16 protein-coding genes are annotated in these 17,019 nt (G+C 60.0%); all 16 read right to left on the reverse strand.

The features are described from left to right. Positions 1–15 precede the first annotated feature (15 nt). Positions 16–1,047, reverse strand: coding sequence for a DUF5924 family protein (locus tag M2497_RS01445; protein WP_248485581.1), 1,032 nt, complete (start codon positions 1,045–1,047; stop codon positions 16–18). Positions 1,048–1,114: 67 nt separating this feature from the next. After that, positions 1,115–2,500, reverse strand: a complete 1,386-nt coding sequence (locus tag M2497_RS01450; RefSeq protein ID WP_248485582.1) for a pitrilysin family protein — start codon at positions 2,498–2,500, stop codon at positions 1,115–1,117. Positions 2,501–2,557: 57 nt separating this feature from the next. Continuing rightward, positions 2,558–4,216 carry a Na/Pi cotransporter family protein gene (locus M2497_RS01455; protein ID WP_248485583.1) on the reverse strand — a complete coding sequence of 553 codons (1,659 nt, stop codon included), beginning with the start codon at positions 4,214–4,216 and terminating at the stop codon, positions 2,558–2,560. 212 nt (positions 4,217–4,428) lie between these two features. Beyond that, a complete protein-coding gene (locus tag M2497_RS01460) occupies positions 4,429–5,196 on the reverse strand; it encodes a TerC family protein (RefSeq protein ID WP_014716354.1) in 768 nt (255 codons plus the stop codon). Positions 5,197–5,261: 65 nt separating this feature from the next. Continuing rightward, positions 5,262–6,569, reverse strand: a complete 1,308-nt coding sequence (locus tag M2497_RS01465; RefSeq protein WP_028618667.1) for a CitMHS family transporter — start codon at positions 6,567–6,569, stop codon at positions 5,262–5,264. A 378-nt stretch (positions 6,570–6,947) separates the two neighbouring features. After that, positions 6,948–8,909, reverse strand: a complete 1,962-nt coding sequence (locus M2497_RS01470; RefSeq protein ID WP_248485584.1) for a DUF4105 domain-containing protein — start codon at positions 8,907–8,909, stop codon at positions 6,948–6,950. Continuing rightward, positions 8,906–9,226 (reverse strand): DUF2388 domain-containing protein, encoded by a 321-nt coding sequence (locus M2497_RS01475; protein ID WP_058424449.1) that lies wholly within the window; start codon positions 9,224–9,226, stop codon positions 8,906–8,908. Before M2497_RS01475 ends, M2497_RS01470 begins: the two co-directional genes overlap by 4 nt. A 38-nt stretch (positions 9,227–9,264) precedes the next feature. Continuing rightward, positions 9,265–9,573 (reverse strand): DUF2388 domain-containing protein, encoded by a 309-nt coding sequence (locus M2497_RS01480; protein ID WP_058424450.1) that lies wholly within the window; start codon positions 9,571–9,573, stop codon positions 9,265–9,267. An 80-nt stretch (positions 9,574–9,653) separates the two neighbouring features. Then, entirely contained in the window at positions 9,654–9,974 is a 321-nt protein-coding gene (locus M2497_RS01485; protein WP_248485585.1) for a DUF2388 domain-containing protein, read from the reverse strand. 136 nt (positions 9,975–10,110) lie between these two features. After that, positions 10,111–10,296: a DUF1127 domain-containing protein gene (locus M2497_RS01490; protein WP_248485586.1), complete on the reverse strand. Its 186-nt coding sequence runs from the start codon at positions 10,294–10,296 to the stop codon at positions 10,111–10,113. A gap of 263 nt (positions 10,297–10,559) precedes the next feature. Beyond that, positions 10,560–10,775, reverse strand: a complete 216-nt coding sequence (locus M2497_RS01495; protein WP_012721550.1) for a DUF1127 domain-containing protein — start codon at positions 10,773–10,775, stop codon at positions 10,560–10,562. A gap of 318 nt (positions 10,776–11,093) precedes the next feature. Then, positions 11,094–12,587 carry an acetyl-CoA hydrolase/transferase family protein gene (locus M2497_RS01500; RefSeq protein ID WP_248485587.1) on the reverse strand — a complete coding sequence of 498 codons (1,494 nt, stop codon included), beginning with the start codon at positions 12,585–12,587 and terminating at the stop codon, positions 11,094–11,096. Positions 12,588–12,766: 179 nt separating this feature from the next. Further along, positions 12,767–14,203 (reverse strand): NAD(P)(+) transhydrogenase (Re/Si-specific) subunit beta, encoded by a 1,437-nt coding sequence (locus M2497_RS01505; RefSeq protein WP_248485588.1) that lies wholly within the window; start codon positions 14,201–14,203, stop codon positions 12,767–12,769. Beyond that, positions 14,203–14,523, reverse strand: coding sequence for an NAD(P) transhydrogenase subunit alpha (locus M2497_RS01510; RefSeq protein ID WP_003220416.1), 321 nt, complete (start codon positions 14,521–14,523; stop codon positions 14,203–14,205). Before M2497_RS01510 ends, M2497_RS01505 begins: the two co-directional genes overlap by 1 nt. A 15-nt stretch (positions 14,524–14,538) precedes the next feature. Further along, positions 14,539–15,660, reverse strand: a complete 1,122-nt coding sequence (locus tag M2497_RS01515; RefSeq protein WP_248485589.1) for a Re/Si-specific NAD(P)(+) transhydrogenase subunit alpha — start codon at positions 15,658–15,660, stop codon at positions 14,539–14,541. Between the two features lie 451 nt (positions 15,661–16,111). Beyond that, positions 16,112–17,011 carry a LysR family transcriptional regulator gene (locus M2497_RS01520; protein WP_248485590.1) on the reverse strand — a complete coding sequence of 300 codons (900 nt, stop codon included), beginning with the start codon at positions 17,009–17,011 and terminating at the stop codon, positions 16,112–16,114. Positions 17,012–17,019 lie beyond the last annotated feature (8 nt).

Genomic DNA, 17,019 nt, shown 5'->3' on the forward strand with positions numbered 1-17,019 from the left:
ATAGCACGATACGGCCTACTTTGGGTTGTCCGTTTGTGCTGAGTCCGTCACCTTGAAGCGCAGCACGCCGATCACTTGCCCGTCTTCGGTCAGCACCCGCACCTGCCAGCGGCCCACGGCGTCGGCCGGGAAGTTCTGCTTGTGGGTCCAGGCGCGGTAGCCCTCTTTACGCCCGCCGTGGATATCCAGGGCGATGCGGTCGACCTCTTGGCCGTTGAATTTCCACACGTGGTAGATGCGCTCATCCAGGCCACGCGGCGCGTTGATCGCGGTATAGGCATACAGCCCACCGCTGCGCAGCTGCGCGGCAGTGACTTCCTTGAGGTCGTCGCCCGGCGTGCGGTCCTGCAGTTGGGTGCTGATGGCCACTTCGGTCATCCACAGGGTGGCTGGTGGCACCCAACTGCGCAGGAGCCACCCGGCGCAGCCGATGGTGGCGGTGACCCCGAGCAGCATCGCCCAGCCTTTGACGCTACGCAGCGGCAAGCTTACCGCCAGGCTTGGGATCGACAGTGCCATGGCCACGCCGAGGGCCAGTTTGTAACTCTCGGCGGTGGTCAGGTGCAGGATGATCGGCAATGCCGTGAGCAGCGCGGCGAACAGGGTCAGGGTATGCAGCGCCAGGAACAGTGAGCGCTTGGGCGCCAGCCACTTGTAGTACAGCGGGTCGATGATCGACACCAGCGCCGCCGCGCCGAGCAAGCCGGTGAATACCGATTGGCCGCTGTTCCACGCGGTGGTGACGAAAAAGAACGGCAGCACAAAAAACAGACTTTCCTGGTGGATCATCTGGGTCGCGTAGCGCAGCAGCGGTTCGGGGATTTCGCGCTTGAAGACTTTGGTGAACAGCTGGGTAAAGCTGTTCTCCAGCATCAGCCACAACCAGCTCACCAGCATGATCACCGCAATCCAGCTGGCCATGCCCTGCTGGCGATCCACCAGGATGAAGCTGCACACACCCGAGATAAAACCGCCGAGTGCAATCACCCCTGGGTAGCGCTTCATCAGTTCGAGAACGCGCTGGATTAAGTGGGTCAGGTTTGGCATTCGGCGCTTCGCAGTCTTGTAGGAAAAATCCCAGACAGAATAACGTCTTAGGCCGTTGTACGGTGGGTCATTGCACGATCCGTTTGCGATAAACCCGCACGCCAATCAACACAAAGGCGATCAGCCCCAGCACTCCGGCGCTGATCCAGCTCAGCATGTCGTAGCTGAGCAGTGGTTTCTCGATGCGCCAGTAACCGGGCTGCTTGAACACTTCGCGCATGGCCTGGTTGGTCTGGTCCAGGCTCACGGCCTTGATGCGCTTGGCTGGGTCGCTGAAGTGGCCGTTGTTGTATTCGGCGGACGCGCTCCAGTAGTAGTCGGCCAAGGCGCTGTTGCCTTGCACGGCCCACGCCTGGCGCGCAATGGCGGCTTGTTGCAGGCGCGCAAACACTGCTGGGTCGAGGCCGTCCTTGAGCAGTCGGGCCTTGAGGTCCTGGAGGACGTGTTCCGCTTCGGGGAGGTTTTCCCGCTCAAGGTCGGCATTCAGGCTGAGGAAACCGACGCCGCCGAGTACTTCGCGCTCGCTCCAGGGACCGTAGGACAAACCGTGCTTGAGGCGCAGTTGGCGATACAGCGCCCAGTCCAAGTAGTCCTTGAGCAGGTCGTAGGTTTCATCATGTCCGTCATCCAGCACCGGCTCGGGGAACAGCCAGTGCAACTTGGCGCTGTTGCCGACCCAGCCGTGGATCAGCTCGCGATGGCTGGCAGCGGCGTGCTGGATTTCCGGCAGCGCCGGATGCTCGGTAGGGTCGACCGGGTCGAGTTGGCCGTAGGTGCGTTCCAGGTAGGCCGGCAGCAGTTTGTCGAGGTCGCCGACGATGATGAGGGTCATGTTGTTGGGGGCGTACCAGTGTGAGCGCAGGTCGTCCAGCTGGTCGCGGGTCAGGTGGTCGACCTCAGCGCGTTCGGCGCATTTGAGCCCCAGTTCGACGGCCAATTGGTTGCTGGCGGTGTGGCCCAGGTCCTGGCGGTCCAGCAGGCGTTGCAGGTGTGAGTAGTGGCCGCCGTCTTCGCGCTCCACTACCCGCTTGGCCGCGTTGATATTGGCGTCGGTCAGTTCGGTGCGGGTGATGATCGCCAGCAGCAGGTCCAGCACTTTGCGCTGGTTTTGCGCGGGCGCCTCGATCACAAAGGTGGTGTCGGCGTTGCTGGTGTAGGCGTTCCACTCGCCGCCCAGGGCTTGCATGCGGTCTTCCAGCTCGGCTTCGCCGCCGCCGTCGATGCCGCTGAATAGCAAGTGTTCGAGCAGGTGCGGCAGCTCTTTGTCTGCGCAGTTGAAGTCATCCAGGCCTACTCCGACCACCAGACGGATGGCCACATGCCCGCGCTCGGTGCCCGGTTTGAGCAACAATTGCAGGCCGTTGGGCAAGGTGTAGCCCTCGACTTGCAGGCGCTCAAAGGCAAAGGCGTGGGCAGATCCCATGAGCAGGCAAGCGAACAACAGGCGACGCATAACAAGCTTCCTGGCGAGTGAGGTCATTTTTAACTGACTTCACGGGCCACCGTACGTTCAGGGCGAATGTGTGATGTCGGCAATATCTTCGGCGGAGAGCGCGCCGGTGTCAGACGTTTCCAACACTACATAGGCACTGCTGCAAAACAACGAGTTCAGGCGTTTCATGTCGGCAATCAGTTCCAGGTGCAGAGAGCTGGTTTCCAGGCTCTGGACGATCTTGCGCTGAAGGCGGCTGACGTGGGCGTGGGCCAGGCGCCGTTCCTGGGCGCGGAAGCGACGCTTCTCGCGCAGCAACTGGCGGGCGCTTTCCGGGTCGGCACTGAGGAACACCGACAACCCCAGGCGCAGGTTGGCGATCAACTGGCTGTGCAGGCCGGTGAGTTCCTCCAGGCCCACTTCGGAGAACTGGCGACGCTGAGAGGTTTTCTGCTGCTGGACTTTGCGCAGCATGCGTTCGATCAGGTCGCCGGCCAGTTTAAGGTTGATTGACAGTTCGATGATCTCGGCCCAGCGCCGATTGTCGTGTTCACTGAGGTCTTCCCGGGGCATTTGTGCCAGGTAGAGTTTGATCGCGCTGTACAGCGCTTCGACATCATCGCTGAGGCTGCGCATTTCCTGGGTGATGGCGGTCTGCTTGCCGCGCAGCACTTCAAGCATGGCCATGAGCATATTGTCGATCAGGTCGCCCAGGCGCAGGGTTTCGCGGGCAGCGTTGGCCAGTGCCAGGCTGGGTGTGGCCAGCGCGGCCAGGTCCAAGTGGCGTGGTTTGGCCTTGCCATTGACCTCTTCGCGCTCAGGCAGCAGCCAGGCACACAAGCGGGCCATCGGGCCAATGGTCGGTAACAGGATCAGGCAACGGCTGACGTTGTAGAGCAGGTGAAAGGTGATGACCATGCCTTGTGCGCTGTAGTCCAGGCCATCCATCCAGCGTACGAGCGGGTCGAGCACCGGGATGATCAGCAACAGGCCGATCAATTTGTACAACAGGCTGCCCAGTGCCACCTGGCGTCCGGCGGCGTTCTGCATGCTGGTGCTGAGGAAGGCCAGCACGCCGCTGCCGATGTTGGCGCCGATCACCAGGCCGATGGCCACGTGCAGGCCGATCACACCGGCGCCGGCCAGTGTTGCCGTCAGCAGGACAGCCGCCAGGCTGGAGTAGGAAATCATCGCGAACAGGGCGCCGACCAGGGCGTCGAGCAGGATGTCGCCGGTCAACGACGCGAAGATCACTTTGACGCCCTGGGCGTGGGTAATCGGCCCGGCCGCTTCAACAATCAATTGCAGTGCGAGGATGATCAGCCCGAGGCCGATCCCCACCCGGCCCAACTGCCCTGCTCGCGTTTGCTTGCGCGACAGGAAGAAAATCACCCCAAGAAAAATCAGCAGCGGCGACAGCCAGGACAAATCAAACGTCAGCACCCGCGCCATCAGCGCGGTACCGACGTCGGCGCCGAGCATGGTCGCCAGGGCGGGCATCAGCCCCATCAGGCCCTGGCCGACAAAGGAGGTGACCAGCATCGCCGTGGCGTTGCTGCTCTGCACCATGGCTGTCACCAGGATACCGGCGATAAACGCCAGCCAGCGCTTGGACATGTTCTGCCCGATGACTTGGCGCAAGTTGGAGCCGTAGACCCGCAGGATGCCGGTACGGACGATGTGCGTGCCCCAGATAAGCAGGGTCACGGCGGAAAGCAGATTGAGCAAGGTCAGCATGCTCGGCCCCCCGTGTGGGTGCGCTCGAAAATGAGCGAAGGAAAGTTGCCGCGTGCCGCTCTACGTCTTGTACTTAAGCTGTAGTTGGCGAATGGGTTCGGCGCCAGCATCGCATAGCTAAAGTGGGGATTGAAATAAAACTGTCATGAAATCAGCTTTGTGCGGATGAAAAAAAGGGGCCTGTGCAGGCCCCTTTTTTGTCTGGCTCGGGATTATTGACCCGGGATGTCTTTGCGCAGTTTCACAGGATCCTGCTGTTTCTTCTTTTTCGCGATGGCGGTGCGCATCTTGATGTTCACTGCTTCCACCGCCAGCGAGAACGCCATGGCGAAGTAGACGTAGCCTTTTGGCACGTGCACGTCGAAGGATTCGGCGATCAGCACGGTACCGACTACCAGCAGGAACGACAGCGCGAGCATCTTCAACGACGGGTGCTTGTCGATGAATTCGCTGATGGTGCCGGCTGCCAGCATCATCACCAATACCGCCACGACAATCGCCGCGACCATCACCGGTACATGGGAGACCATGCCGACCGCGGTGATGACCGAGTCCAGGGAGAACACGATGTCGATGATCGCGATCTGGATGATGGTGTAGATGAACTTGCCACCGGCGCCCTTCGGCTCGTCGTGGGTTTCGTCTTCACCTTCCAGCGCGTGGTACATCTCCTGGGAGCTTTTCCACAGCAGGAACAGGCCACCGAAGAACAGGATCAGGTCGCGCCCGGAAATGCCTTGGCCGAAGACCACGAACAGGTCGGCGGTCAGTTGCATCACCCAGGTGATCGACAGCAGCAACAGGATGCGTGTGACCATGGCCAGGGCCAGGCCGAAGATCCGGGTGCGTGCCTGCATGTGCTTGGGCATGCGGCTGACCAGGATCGAAATCATGATGATGTTATCGATGCCCAGGACGATCTCGAGGGCCGTCAGGGTGAAGAAGGCAATCCAGATTTCCGGATTGGTCAGCCATTCCATGTGTATTCCTTTGAGCGAGTGTTAAACCGCGCAAGCTGCAGCGCCGCGCGGTTGGGTGTTCGGGATTATAGAGTGCTGAACAGAGGAATAATCCCCATCAGCAAAGCGGCGACCATTATGCACAGGCATACCAGCACTGCCCACTTGAGGGTGAAGCGCTGGTGATCGCCAAATTCGATACCTGCCAAAGCGACCAGCAGGTAGGTCGAAGGTACCAGTGGGCTCAACAGGTGCACCGGTTGTCCGACGATCGATGCACGTCCCATTTCTGCAGCCGTGATGCCGTAGTGGCTGGCGGCTTCGGCGAGTACTGGCAATACGCCGTAGTAGAACGCATCGTTGGACATGAAGAAGGTAAACGGCATGCTCACCAGCGCGGTGATCACCGCCAGGTACGGGCCCAGCGCGTCAGGGATAACGGCCAGCAGGCTCTTGGACATGGCATCGACCATGCCGGTGCCCGACAGGATGCCGGTGAAGATACCGGCCGCGAAGATCAGCCCCACCACCGCCAGTACGCTGCCGGAGTGGGCGGCGACGCGGTCTTTTTGCATCTGCAGGCATGGGTAGTTGACGATCATCGCGATACTGAATGCCACCATGAACAGCACCGGCAGTGGCAACAGGCCGGCGATCAGTGTGCACATCAGGGCAAAGGTCAGGGCACCGTTGAACCAGATCAGTTTCGGGCGACGGGCGTCCGGGAATTGCGACACGCTGATTTCGCTGTGGTCGATCTCGTCGCCTTGCAGGTGCAATTCACCCAGGCGTGCACGTTCGCGCAGGCCGTACATGTAGGCAATCACCAGGATTGCGACGACGCCGGCGGCCATGGCCGGGATCATCGGCACGAAAATGTCCGACGGGTCCACGTGCAGCGCGCTGGCGGCACGGGCGGTCGGGCCACCCCAAGGGGTCATGTTCATCACGCCACCGGCAAGAATGATCAGGCCGGCCATGATCCGTGGGCTCATGCCGATGCGCTGGTACAGCGGCAACATGGCGGCCACGCAGATCATGTAGGTGGTGGCGCCGTCACCGTCGAGGGACACCACCAGGGCCAGTACGGCGGTGCCGACCGAGACTTTCAGCGGGTCGCCCTTGACCATCTTGAGAATCTTGCGCACGGCCGGGTCGAACAGGCCGGAGTCGATCATCAGGGCAAAGTACAGAATGGCGAACATCAGCATCACGCCGGTGGGCGCAAGCTTGGTGATACCGGCCAGCATCATCGGGCCGATCTCGGGCGCGAAGCCACCGAACAGCGCGAACAGGATCGGCACGATGATCAGGGCGATCAGCGCGGACAGGCGCTTGGTCATGATCAGGAACATGAACGTGATGACCATGGCAAAGCCAAGGAAAGTCAGCATAGGAATACTCCAGGCGTAGCGCGGCTAGGGAATGGCGAACCGGGTGCGGTCAGCGCAGAACGAAAGGCACGAGGCGTACGGGTGGAGTTGGGGCGAACAGGCGGGTACGGGCGGACATCGGGAATCACCATTGTTGTTGTTAACAGCCGGTCTGTTGCCGGCAGTGGGGGCGATCCTAGACGGGTAAGCTTTCAGCCAGCTTTCGCTGAGTAAACGGGTGACGAAGGGAATGCACGCAGTCTCTGGACTTACATGGACCAAAATGTGGGAGGGGGCTTGCCCCCGATAGCAGGGTGCAAGTCACTGCATGCGCAGGCTGACACACCGCTATCGGGGGCAAGCCCCCTCCCACATTTGTCTGTATTTGGCTTGAGGTTTTTAGGGCAGTTCGAGGCCGCCGGCGGCTTTGTGCAGCTTGCGCAAGTGTTCGCCCACCAGCTTGAGGTTGGCTTCACAGGCGGCAATCTCGGCTGAACGCGAAGGCTCCAGCAGCGCCCTCACCTCCTTGTCCAATTCGCCGGTCAGCGATTGCAGCTGCTTCTGGCGTTCGGCGCTTTCCGATTCCAGGCGTGTGGCTTCCGAAGGTTGCGGCAGGCCATAGCCGCCGCTGCCGAGCAGCTCAGCCGGGCGACTCAGGAAGCCGCTGTTGGCGAGGATCTGTTGCAGCGTGGCATTGGCTTTCTCCATGCCACCGTTCTTCAGCTCGCGAGCACCGAGGTAGCGTTGTTTGACTTCGTCCTGGGCCAGCATCAATTGCTTGCGAAAGCTCGCCTGCTCCAGCAGCAGCAACGCGGCGCTGGTGCGCAAGTCGGCCTGGTCGAACCACGGGCGACGCTCCTCAGCGCTCAGGGACAGCCAGTCTTCAACCTGGGTCTGCTTGATCGGCAGGTGTTTGCGCAGCACATCGAACATCGCCTGGTAGCGTTCGCGGAAGGAGTCGAAGTGATAGCCCAGGCGCAATGCCCTGCGTTTGTCGTCCAGTACGCTGGTGTCGGCCAGGCCGCGTGCGCTCAGCACCTCAAGCAAACCATTGGGGGTGATGTTGTCCAGGCCGGTCAGTTGCGGGTTGGCACTGCCGCTGCGTAGCAGTTTCAGGCTCTCGACCGCGCAGTTGTTGGAGATGAAGAAGTAGTTGCCGTCGTAGCTCCAATGCATTTCGGCGGCATGCTCGACGGTATCGTTGATTTCCTGGCGGGTCAGTTTCAACGGCACCGAGGCCAGGCCGCGCAGCTCGGTCTTGGTGTATTCATCGATCACTTGCGCCAGCGGCAGCACGAACAGCCGCGAGGGGTACTTGCCGACCAGGCCATCCCAGCTCGACAGCTGTACGTCACCGACGAACGCGCGATAGGACAAGACCAGATGCTGGTCCAGGTCCAGCCGGCAGTCCGGCCCGCGTGGGCGCCCCGGTGCGCAGATCACCAGGCGCAGCATGCTGTGGCCCCAGCGGCTGACCAGGTTCTGGTTGGCCTCGGCCAGCAGGTAGTCGATCTCGTAGACGCGCTCCGGGTCCACATGGCCCAGCGGTGTTTTGGCAAAATCGTTACCGGCGTTGAGGAACGCGTAGGTGTTGGCGCAGGTGTCTTGCTGCGGCGGGGCCCAGCCGAAGTGTTCCTTGTAATAGCGGAACAGCGCGGGACGGCGGCAGGCGTAGCTCGGGTCGAGGAGAAAGTACTCCATGTTGACCGCCACAAATTCCAACGGGCTGGTGGTTTCGTAGATGTCCGGGCTGCGGGCGACTTGATGATTATGTTGCTCGCGCTCTCCGCGACGGCCTACGTACTGCGGCCAGCCGGCCAGGTCCAGCAGGCGTGGATCATCGCTCAAGGTAAAGCGGCGGCCATTCTGGCCACGGCATTGATCAGGCAGGCCGATCAGGCCGGTGAGGTTGTTCTGGCGGCTGCAGCGGTTGATCAGCGTGCGGTCTTCCTTGGACCACAGGCGCGCACGGTCATAGATGTGGGTCAGTTCATGCAGCACCGTAGCGAGCATTTCCCGGCGCACAGTGCCGTGAGGTCGATTGGTTTTCTGGGTGGCGGCACTGCCGTCGGTCAGGCTGGCGAGCAGGTTGCTGTTGAGGTCCAGCTCGGACACCAGGGAGGCTTGCCCGTAGGCGTTCTCGGGCATCTTGTCGGTCCAGCCGACATCAATGCGTCGATCCAACTGCTCGACAAAGCGCGGCGGCAAGGAACGCATCGCTTCGTCGAGCAATGCCTGGCTCGCCTGTTGTTCAGCCGGGCTCAGACCCTCGGTCTTGAGCCGCAGTTGCAGGCTGGCCTGGGCTGCGCCGGCACACAGCAGCACAGTCCCGGCCAGGAGCCAGGCGACGATTCGCCTCACAGTGCGAGGATGGCTTCGGCGAGGGTCTGGTCGCTGGCGTCGCGGGCTTCCGGCAGGCGTGTGCGCAGAGTGTCGAAGGCGGCTTCAAGGTGGGCGCCACGGATCTCGCCGTTGCTGGCGACGAAACTGGCGGCGTCATCGTGGGCTTCGCGTACGACTTTGGAGTCACGGATGGAGGTGGTGGTGTCCGAGGTGAAATCAATGGTGCGGCCGGAGGCGCGGACAATGATGTTACTGGTGGCCACCAGGGTGTGTGCCTGGGCGATGTCGGCCAACAACAGCAGGCCGAGGGTGGCGGCGATCAGCGGGCTACGCATGGAATAACTCCAGAGACAAAGATGGAATACAGAGATGATTATTGGACGAGAATTGCTTGCGCCAGTTCAAGGTCGCTGGCGTTAAGTTTTGGTTGGCTGCGGCGCAAATAATCCAGCGCAGATTCCAGCCTTGCGCCCCGCCATTGGCCGTCAGTGGCGATAAACGCGGCAGCGTCATCCTGGGCGGCCATTATCACTTTTCTGTCGAAGGGCGCAGACGTCACCTTGCTGGTGGCGTAGGCGCTTGCGACGGTGCTCTGGGTGGTCAGGTCAAAGGCCGAAGCCAACGGTGACCAACCGAACGAAAACAACACAGGGACGATTAAAAGGCGGTATGAAAAAGCCATGGGACTCGACAACTGAAAGCGAGCGCCAAGGCTAGCGCAATGCCCGGGCGAGAGCCAACGCCCAGGCGTTCGCCTTGGCGTCAGATAGCCAGGATGGCCTGGGCCAGTTGTGCGTCAGTTGCCGTGTTCAATTGCGGCGCGTGCTGGCGGATCTGAGCCAGGGCGCTTTCCAGTTTCACGCCACGGATGGCGCCTTCGCTGGCGACAAAGCTGGCGGCGTCGTCACGGGCAGCACGTACGACCTTGTTGTCGCGCAGGGACGAAGTTGCATCGGAGCTGGCGTCGGAAGTGGCCTTCAGCGCGCCGACGATGGAGTCGGTGGTCACGATGAAGCTGGTCGCGTTGGCGTTGGCAGCCAGGGCCAACAGGGTGGCAGCACTCAGCAGGCGAAGACGGGACATGGGATGACTCCTATAGATGAACGGATAAGGTGGCGCAGGCCAGCCATTGGGGATCAGACGCCTGTACTGCACGGTTTGCCACAGGGTGGCTGGATATTAAGCCGCCGCTTATCCGTTCGGGAAGCGCCTTGACTGCCTAGTCACGCCAGAACGGCTTGGACAGCTCGGCCATTCGATCGCCCTGGCTGATGCCGACATCGGACAATTCCCGGGTATCAAGCTGCGACAGTTGGCGTCGTTCATAAGCGTGGCGTACCCATTTGGCGAGGGTTGAGGCCGTTTGGCGTAGCAGTCTCTTATAAAGAGGGGATGGCGTATCCATGGCGAGTACCTTTCCTGAGGTCTTGGAACACCATGTTGGGTGAGTTGGTGAGACCGATACAGATACACCAAGATAAAATTGTACTGTTTAACTGTTACATTTTTTTAAACTGTACCTGTCGCTGCGCAGAGCTTCTGTTTTCTGTTGGAAATTCGAATGCCGCAAACAACAAAGCCCGCCTCCGGTTTCCCGGGGCGGGCTTTGTTTTGACAAATCAGGTTGCTGGCAGTGGACCCGTCAGGTCAGGGCCAGCGAGCGCTAAATCAGCGCCAGAACGGCTTGCTCAGCTCTTCGTAGCGTTGAGCTTCGCTGATACCTGCGTCAGCCAGCAGACGCGAATCCAGGCGAGCCAGTTGGTGGCGGCTAGAGATGCGGCGCTGCCACAACATCAGGTTGGCGATAACGCGCAGAGGCAGGGAGGCCTGGGTGTTTACAGCTTTTTCTTCGAAGAACAGTTCGGAACTGAGTGTACGTTCCATGATGACATCCTTCCGCTTGTGGCGGGATTAGGTAGTGGTTTAACTGATGCCAATGATCCTCTTCCGGCGCAAGACTCTCTAGATACAGTTCACCTGTATTGTGAGGGGCCAGTTAACTGTTTATAGCTGCTGTACTGTACGGAAATGGGGCAACTGTACCTGTCTGCACTGAAATGGTGCGAAATAGGCCTTTTCGGTGAGATGTGTAGGATATTTCGGTAAGAAATGACCGGTACAGAAGTACAGTTTTTTCAATAAGTGGCGATGAATCCACCGAGCTGATGAAACTGTATTTGCATCAGCTCGGATCTGTATCAATCACGCCTTGAGCATGTGCCCGGTTTCTTCCAGGTTGATGTGCCAACTCAGTGCTTCGCGCAGGATGTGCGGGGTATGCCCGCCGATGGCGCAGGCGGCATCGAAGTAACTGTTCAGCGCATCGCGGTAGGCGGGGTGCACACAGTTGTCGATGATCACCCGAGCCCGTTCCCGTGGCGCCAGGCCACGCAGGTCGGCCAGGCCAATCTCGGTCACCAGGATGTCGACGTCATGCTCGGTGTGGTCGACGTGGCTGACCATTGGCACCACACTGGAAATTGCGCCGCCCTTGGCAATCGACTTGGTAACGAAGATCGCCAGGTGCGCGTTGCGTGCGAAATCCCCGGAGCCGCCAATGCCGTTCATCATCCGCGTGCCGCAGACATGGGTGGAGTTGACGTTGCCGTAGATGTCGAACTCCAGCGCGGTGTTGATGCCAATGATGCCCAAGCGCCGCACCACCTCAGGGTGGTTGGAGATCTCCTGCGGGCGTAGTACCAGCTTGTCCTTATAGTGTTCCAGGTTGCCGAACACATCGGCATTGCGGCGCTCCGACAAGGTGATCGAACTGCCCGATGCGAAACTGAGCTTGCCGGCATCGATCAGGTCGAAGGTCGAATCCTGCAACACTTCCGAATACATGGTCAGGTCTTCGAATGGCGACTCGATCAACCCGCACATCACCGCGTTGGCTATGTTGCCGATACCGGCCTGCAGCGGACCGAGCTTGTTGGTCATGCGCCCGGCGTCGACTTCCTGCTTGAGAAAGTTGATCAGGTGGTTGGCGATACCTTGGGTGTCGCTGTCGGGCGGCGTCACCGTAGAGGCGGAGTCGGCCTGGTTGGTGATCACGATGGCCACGATCTTTTCCGGTGGGATCGGGATCGCGGTGCTGCCGATACGGTCATCAACTTTGACCAGCGGGATCGGCGTGCGCGTCGGACGATAGGTCGGGATATAGATGTCGTGCAACCCTTCCAGGTTCGGGTTGTGCGCCAAGTTGATCTCGACGATCACCTGTTTGGCAAAAATCGCGAAACTGGCCGAGTTGCCCACAGACGTGGTGGGCACGATATGCCCTTGTTCAGTGATCGCCACTGCTTCAATCACCGCGATGTCCGGCAACTTGAGTTGGTTGTTGCGCAGTTGCTCGACGGTTTCCGACAAGTGCTGGTCGATGAACATCACTTCGCCGGCGTTGATTGCCCTACGCAGGGTGCTGTCGACCTGGAACGGCATGCGTCGTGACAGTACGCCCGCTTCGGTCAGTTGCTTGTCCAGGTCATTGCCCAGGCTGGCGCCGGTCATCAGGGTGATTTTCAGCGGCGACGTCTTGGCGCGTTCGGCCAGGGCGTGGGGGACGGCCTTGGCTTCACCGGCACGGGTGAAGCCACTCATGCCGACGGTCATGCCGTCCTCGATCAGTGCGGCGGCGTCTGCCGCGCTCATGACCTTGTTCAACAACGAAGGCAAGCGGATGCGATCACGGTACATGGATTCTTATCTCAGGCTACGGAAGCAAGGTGCGCAGTTTAGTGATTTCAAATAATTTCGGCCCGCTACCATGGTCGAATGCCAGGTAGCGATTTAGAGCCTTTGGTCGGGTTTCATGCAGCAATAAAAAACCCCAGCCTATCGCAGGCCGGGGTTTCGAGTATTGCGCTGAGGCAGTGTTACTCGACGGCTTTGACCATGTCTTCGATAACCTTCTTGGCATCACCGAAGACCATCATGGTCTTGTCCAGGTAGAACAGTTCGTTATCCAGCCCGGCATAACCACTGGCCATCGAGCGCTTGTTGACGATGATGGTCTTGGCTTTGAACGCTTCGAGGATCGGCATGCCGGCAATCGGCGAGTTCGGGTCGTTCTTGGCGGCTGGGTTGACCACGTCGTTCGCGCCCAGCACCAGCACCACGTCGGCCTGGCCGAACTCGGAGTTGATGTCTTCCATCTCGAACACCTGGTCGTAGGGCACTTCTGCCTCGGCCAGTAGGACGTTCATATGGCCGGGCATACGGCCGGCCACCGGGTGGATCGCGTACTTCACGGTCACGCCACGATGGGTCAGCTTTTCTGTCAGCTCTTTCAGCGCATGCTGTGCGCGTGCCACTGCCAAGCCGTAGCCTGGCACGATGATCACCGTGTCGGCGTTGGTCAGCAGGAAGGTCGCGTCATCAGCCGAGCCGGATTTCACCGGGCGTGCTTCTTTAGAGCCCGCCGCAGCACCCGCATCCGGCGCATTGCCGAAACCGCCGAGCAGCACATTAAAGAAGGAGCGGTTCATCGCCTTGCACATGATGTACGACAGGATTGCGCCGCTGGAGCCCACCAGCGAGCCGGCGATGATCAGCATCGAGTTGTTCAACGAGAAACCGATCCCCGCTGCAGCCCAGCCTGAGTAGCTGTTAAGCATCGACACCACCACCGGCATGTCGGCGCCGCCGATCGGGATGATGATCAGCACACCCAGCACGAAGGCTAGGGCCAGCATCAGGGCGAAGGCGGTGAGGTTGCCGGTGAGCATAAAGGCCAGGCCGAGACCGAGGGTCAGCAGGCCGAGTACCAGGTTCAGCTTGTGCTGCCCGCCGAACTGTACCGGTGCGCCCTGGAACAGGCGGAACTTGTACTTGCCCGACAGCTTGCCGAACGCAATCACCGAACCGGAGAAGGTGATGGCACCGATGGCTGCGCCAAGGAACAGTTCCAGGCGGTTACCGGCAGGGATCGAATCGCCCAGGTGTTTGACGATGCCCAGGGATTGCGGCTCGACTACGGCGGCAATGGCGATGAACACGGCAGCCAGGCCGATCATGCTGTGCATGAAGGCGACCAGCTCCGGCATCTTGGTCATTTCTACGCGCTTGGCCATGACCGAACCGGCAGTGCCGCCGATCAGCAGGCCGACGATCACGTAGCCAATGCCTGCGGTAGCCAGCTCAGCACCGAGCTTATAGATGAGGCCCACGGTCGTGAGCACTGCCAGCGCCATGCCGAGCATGCCGAACAGGTTGCCGCGTCGCGAGGTGGTCGGGTGTGACAGGCCTTTAAGGGCCTGGATAAAGCAGATCGACGCGATCAAGTAGAGCGTCGTAACCAGATTCATGCTCATTACTTCGGCGCCTCTTCTTTTGCTTTCGGGGCTTTCTTCTTGAACATCTCAAGCATGCGGCGCGTCACCAGGAAGCCACCGAACACGTTGACCGCTGCGAGCGCCACCGCCAGGGTACCCATGGTCTTGCCCAGTGGGGTCACGGTGAGCGCAGCGGCGAGCATGGCGCCGACGATCACGATCGCCGAAATCGCGTTGGTCACCGCCATCAATGGTGTGTGCAGCGCGGGCGTTACGTTCCAGACCACGTGGTAACCGACATAAATCGCCAGCACAAAGATGATCAGGTTGTAGATACCGGGGGAGATAAGCTCTTCCATCGTCTGAATCCCTGCTTAGGCGTTTTTGCGGATGACTTGGCCGTCGCGGCACATCAGGCACGCGGCGACGATGTCGTCTTCGAGGTTGATTTCAAACTGCCCTTCTTTAGTGAAGACCAGCTTCAGGAAGTCCAGCAGGTTGCGCGCATACAAGGCTGACGCATCGGCGGCGACAGCACCGGCGAGGTTGGTCGGGCCGCAGATGATCACGCCATTTTCCACCACCACCTGATCGGCGACGGTCAGCGGGCAGTTGCCGCCTTGTGCCGCAGCGAGGTCGATCACCACGGAACCCGGCTTCATCTGCGCGACGGTTTCAGCGCTGAGCAATGTCGGCGCTTTACGGCCAGGAATCAGCGCGGTGGTGATGACGATGTCGGCCTGCTTGGCGCGTTCATGCACGGCCAGGGCCTGGCGTTGCATCCAGCTGGAGGGCATCGGGCGAGCGTACCCGCCGACGCCGACGGCGCATTCGCGCTCTTCGTCGGTTTCGTAAGGCACGTCGACGAACTTGGCGCCGAGGGATTCGATCTGCTCTTTAACGGCCGGGCGTACGTCGGACGCTTCGATAACGGCACCCAGGCGTTTCGCTGTGGCAATCGCCTGCAAGCCAGCAACACCTGCGCCGAGGATCAATACGCGGGCAGCCTTAACGGTACCGGCGGCAGTCATCAGCATCGGCATGAAGCGCGGATAGTGGTGAGCGGCGAGCAGTACCGCCTTATAGCCGGCGATGTTGGCCTGGGACGACAGCACGTCGAGGCTCTGGGCCCGCGAGGTACGTGGCGCAGCTTCCAGCGCAAAGGCAGTGATGCCCTGCTCGGCCAGCTTGCCGATGGTTTCGTTGCTGAACGGATTGAGCATGCCCACCAACACGGTGCCGCTTTTGATCAGCGTCAGTTCGCTGTCGCTGGGGGCGACCACCTTGAGAATCAGCTCGGCGCCAAACGCATCGTTGGCACTGCCAATGGTCGCGCCCGCCGTTTCATAGGCACTGTCGACGATGCTGGCTTTGATGCCTGCTCCGCTTTGTACAGTGACCTTATGGCCCTGGCCGATCAGCTTCTTGATGGTTTCCGGGGTGGCAGCCACCCGCGTTTCACCGGTCTGGGTTTCGAGAGGAACACCAATGTGCACGTCAAATCTCCTGCATGATCTTTTTGCTTTTGATCTTTTTGTAAAAAGGCCAGTGCACCGCGAGTGGCACAACTGGGGCGGCCGATCAGCACGATCCCGCTGAAATGACAGCGGGGCGCGGCATTTTGCAGGCGAACTTTACGGCCTTCAAGGGATTATGACGGGTGACGAAAAATTAACTACAAGTCACCCTGTGACTGATTGTCGCAACATGCCGAAATAACCTGTTCAAATACATGGGCTTAAAGGGCCGCAGGCGTTTTTGCAATCTTTTGTCATGGTTGGTGTGAATAGTCGGCTATTGGCTCGTAATAGTCGTTCAAAGCCATGTGAATCATGGCTTTGAGCCGAATTTTTCCTGAAAAATATAGTCTGCTTAAATGCGACATATATATACATCTGTAGGACTGTATTATTACTGACTACAAAGTCAATAATACGGCTTTGGCCTTTAAACATTGATGCTGTAGCGATGTGACTGGTCAATGAGCCAGTCCCTGAAAGCGTGAAGTGAGGCAGATTCGACTTTTCTGTCAGGAATCATCAGGTAATAAGCCTTCGTACTGCTCAGCGCTTCGGGGTTTGCAATCACCAATTGGCCCTCGTCCAGTTCGCGCTGGATAAGGAACGGGGGGATCAGTGCGATCCCCATGTCATGCATGGCTGCTTGGGACAACATCGAGAATAGCTCGTAACGGGGGCCTGTCATGTCGCGTGGGATGTTCAGGTGTTGGGCGTTGAACCATTGGCGCCACGCGTAGGGTCGTGTGGTTTGCTGCAGGAGCGGCAGTTCTGCAATCTCTTGGGCGCTGAACTGCGCACGGTCACCCAACAGCCGAGGGCTGCATACAGGTACAGGATTTTCGCCCATCAGCCGGTGGGACTCGGTACCGGACCAGTCGGCATCGCCGAAGTAGATGGCGGCGTCGAATTCGGTGTCGGCAAAGAGGAAAGGGCGTGTTCGATTCGTGAGGTTGACCGTGACCTCAGGGTGTTGGCGTTGGAAGTCCTTGAGGCGAGGTATCAACCATTGAGTGCCAAAGGTCGGGACTACGGCCAGTTCGATGGTGTTGGCGCCCTGCTGCCCCATGACGGAAAGCGTATCGCGCTCCACCGCATCCAGTTGCGTCGCCACGCGACGGCTATAGGACAGCCCTGCTTCTGTCAGTTTTACCCCGCGCCGTGAACGGCGAAACAGCTCGACACTTAAAAACTCCTCGAGACTAGCGATCTGTCGACAGATGGCGCCTTGAGTGATCGAAAGCTCCTGCGCAGCCTTGGTGAAGCTCTCGTGGCGGGCTGCCGCTTCAAAGCTCACCAACGCGGTGGTACTGGGAATTTTCCTGCGCATATACCGTG

The sequence above is a fragment of the Pseudomonas sp. CYM-20-01 genome, assembly GCF_023169845.1.
In the GTDB taxonomy this organism is placed as follows: Bacteria; Pseudomonadota; Gammaproteobacteria; order Pseudomonadales; family Pseudomonadaceae; genus Aquipseudomonas; species Aquipseudomonas azotoformans.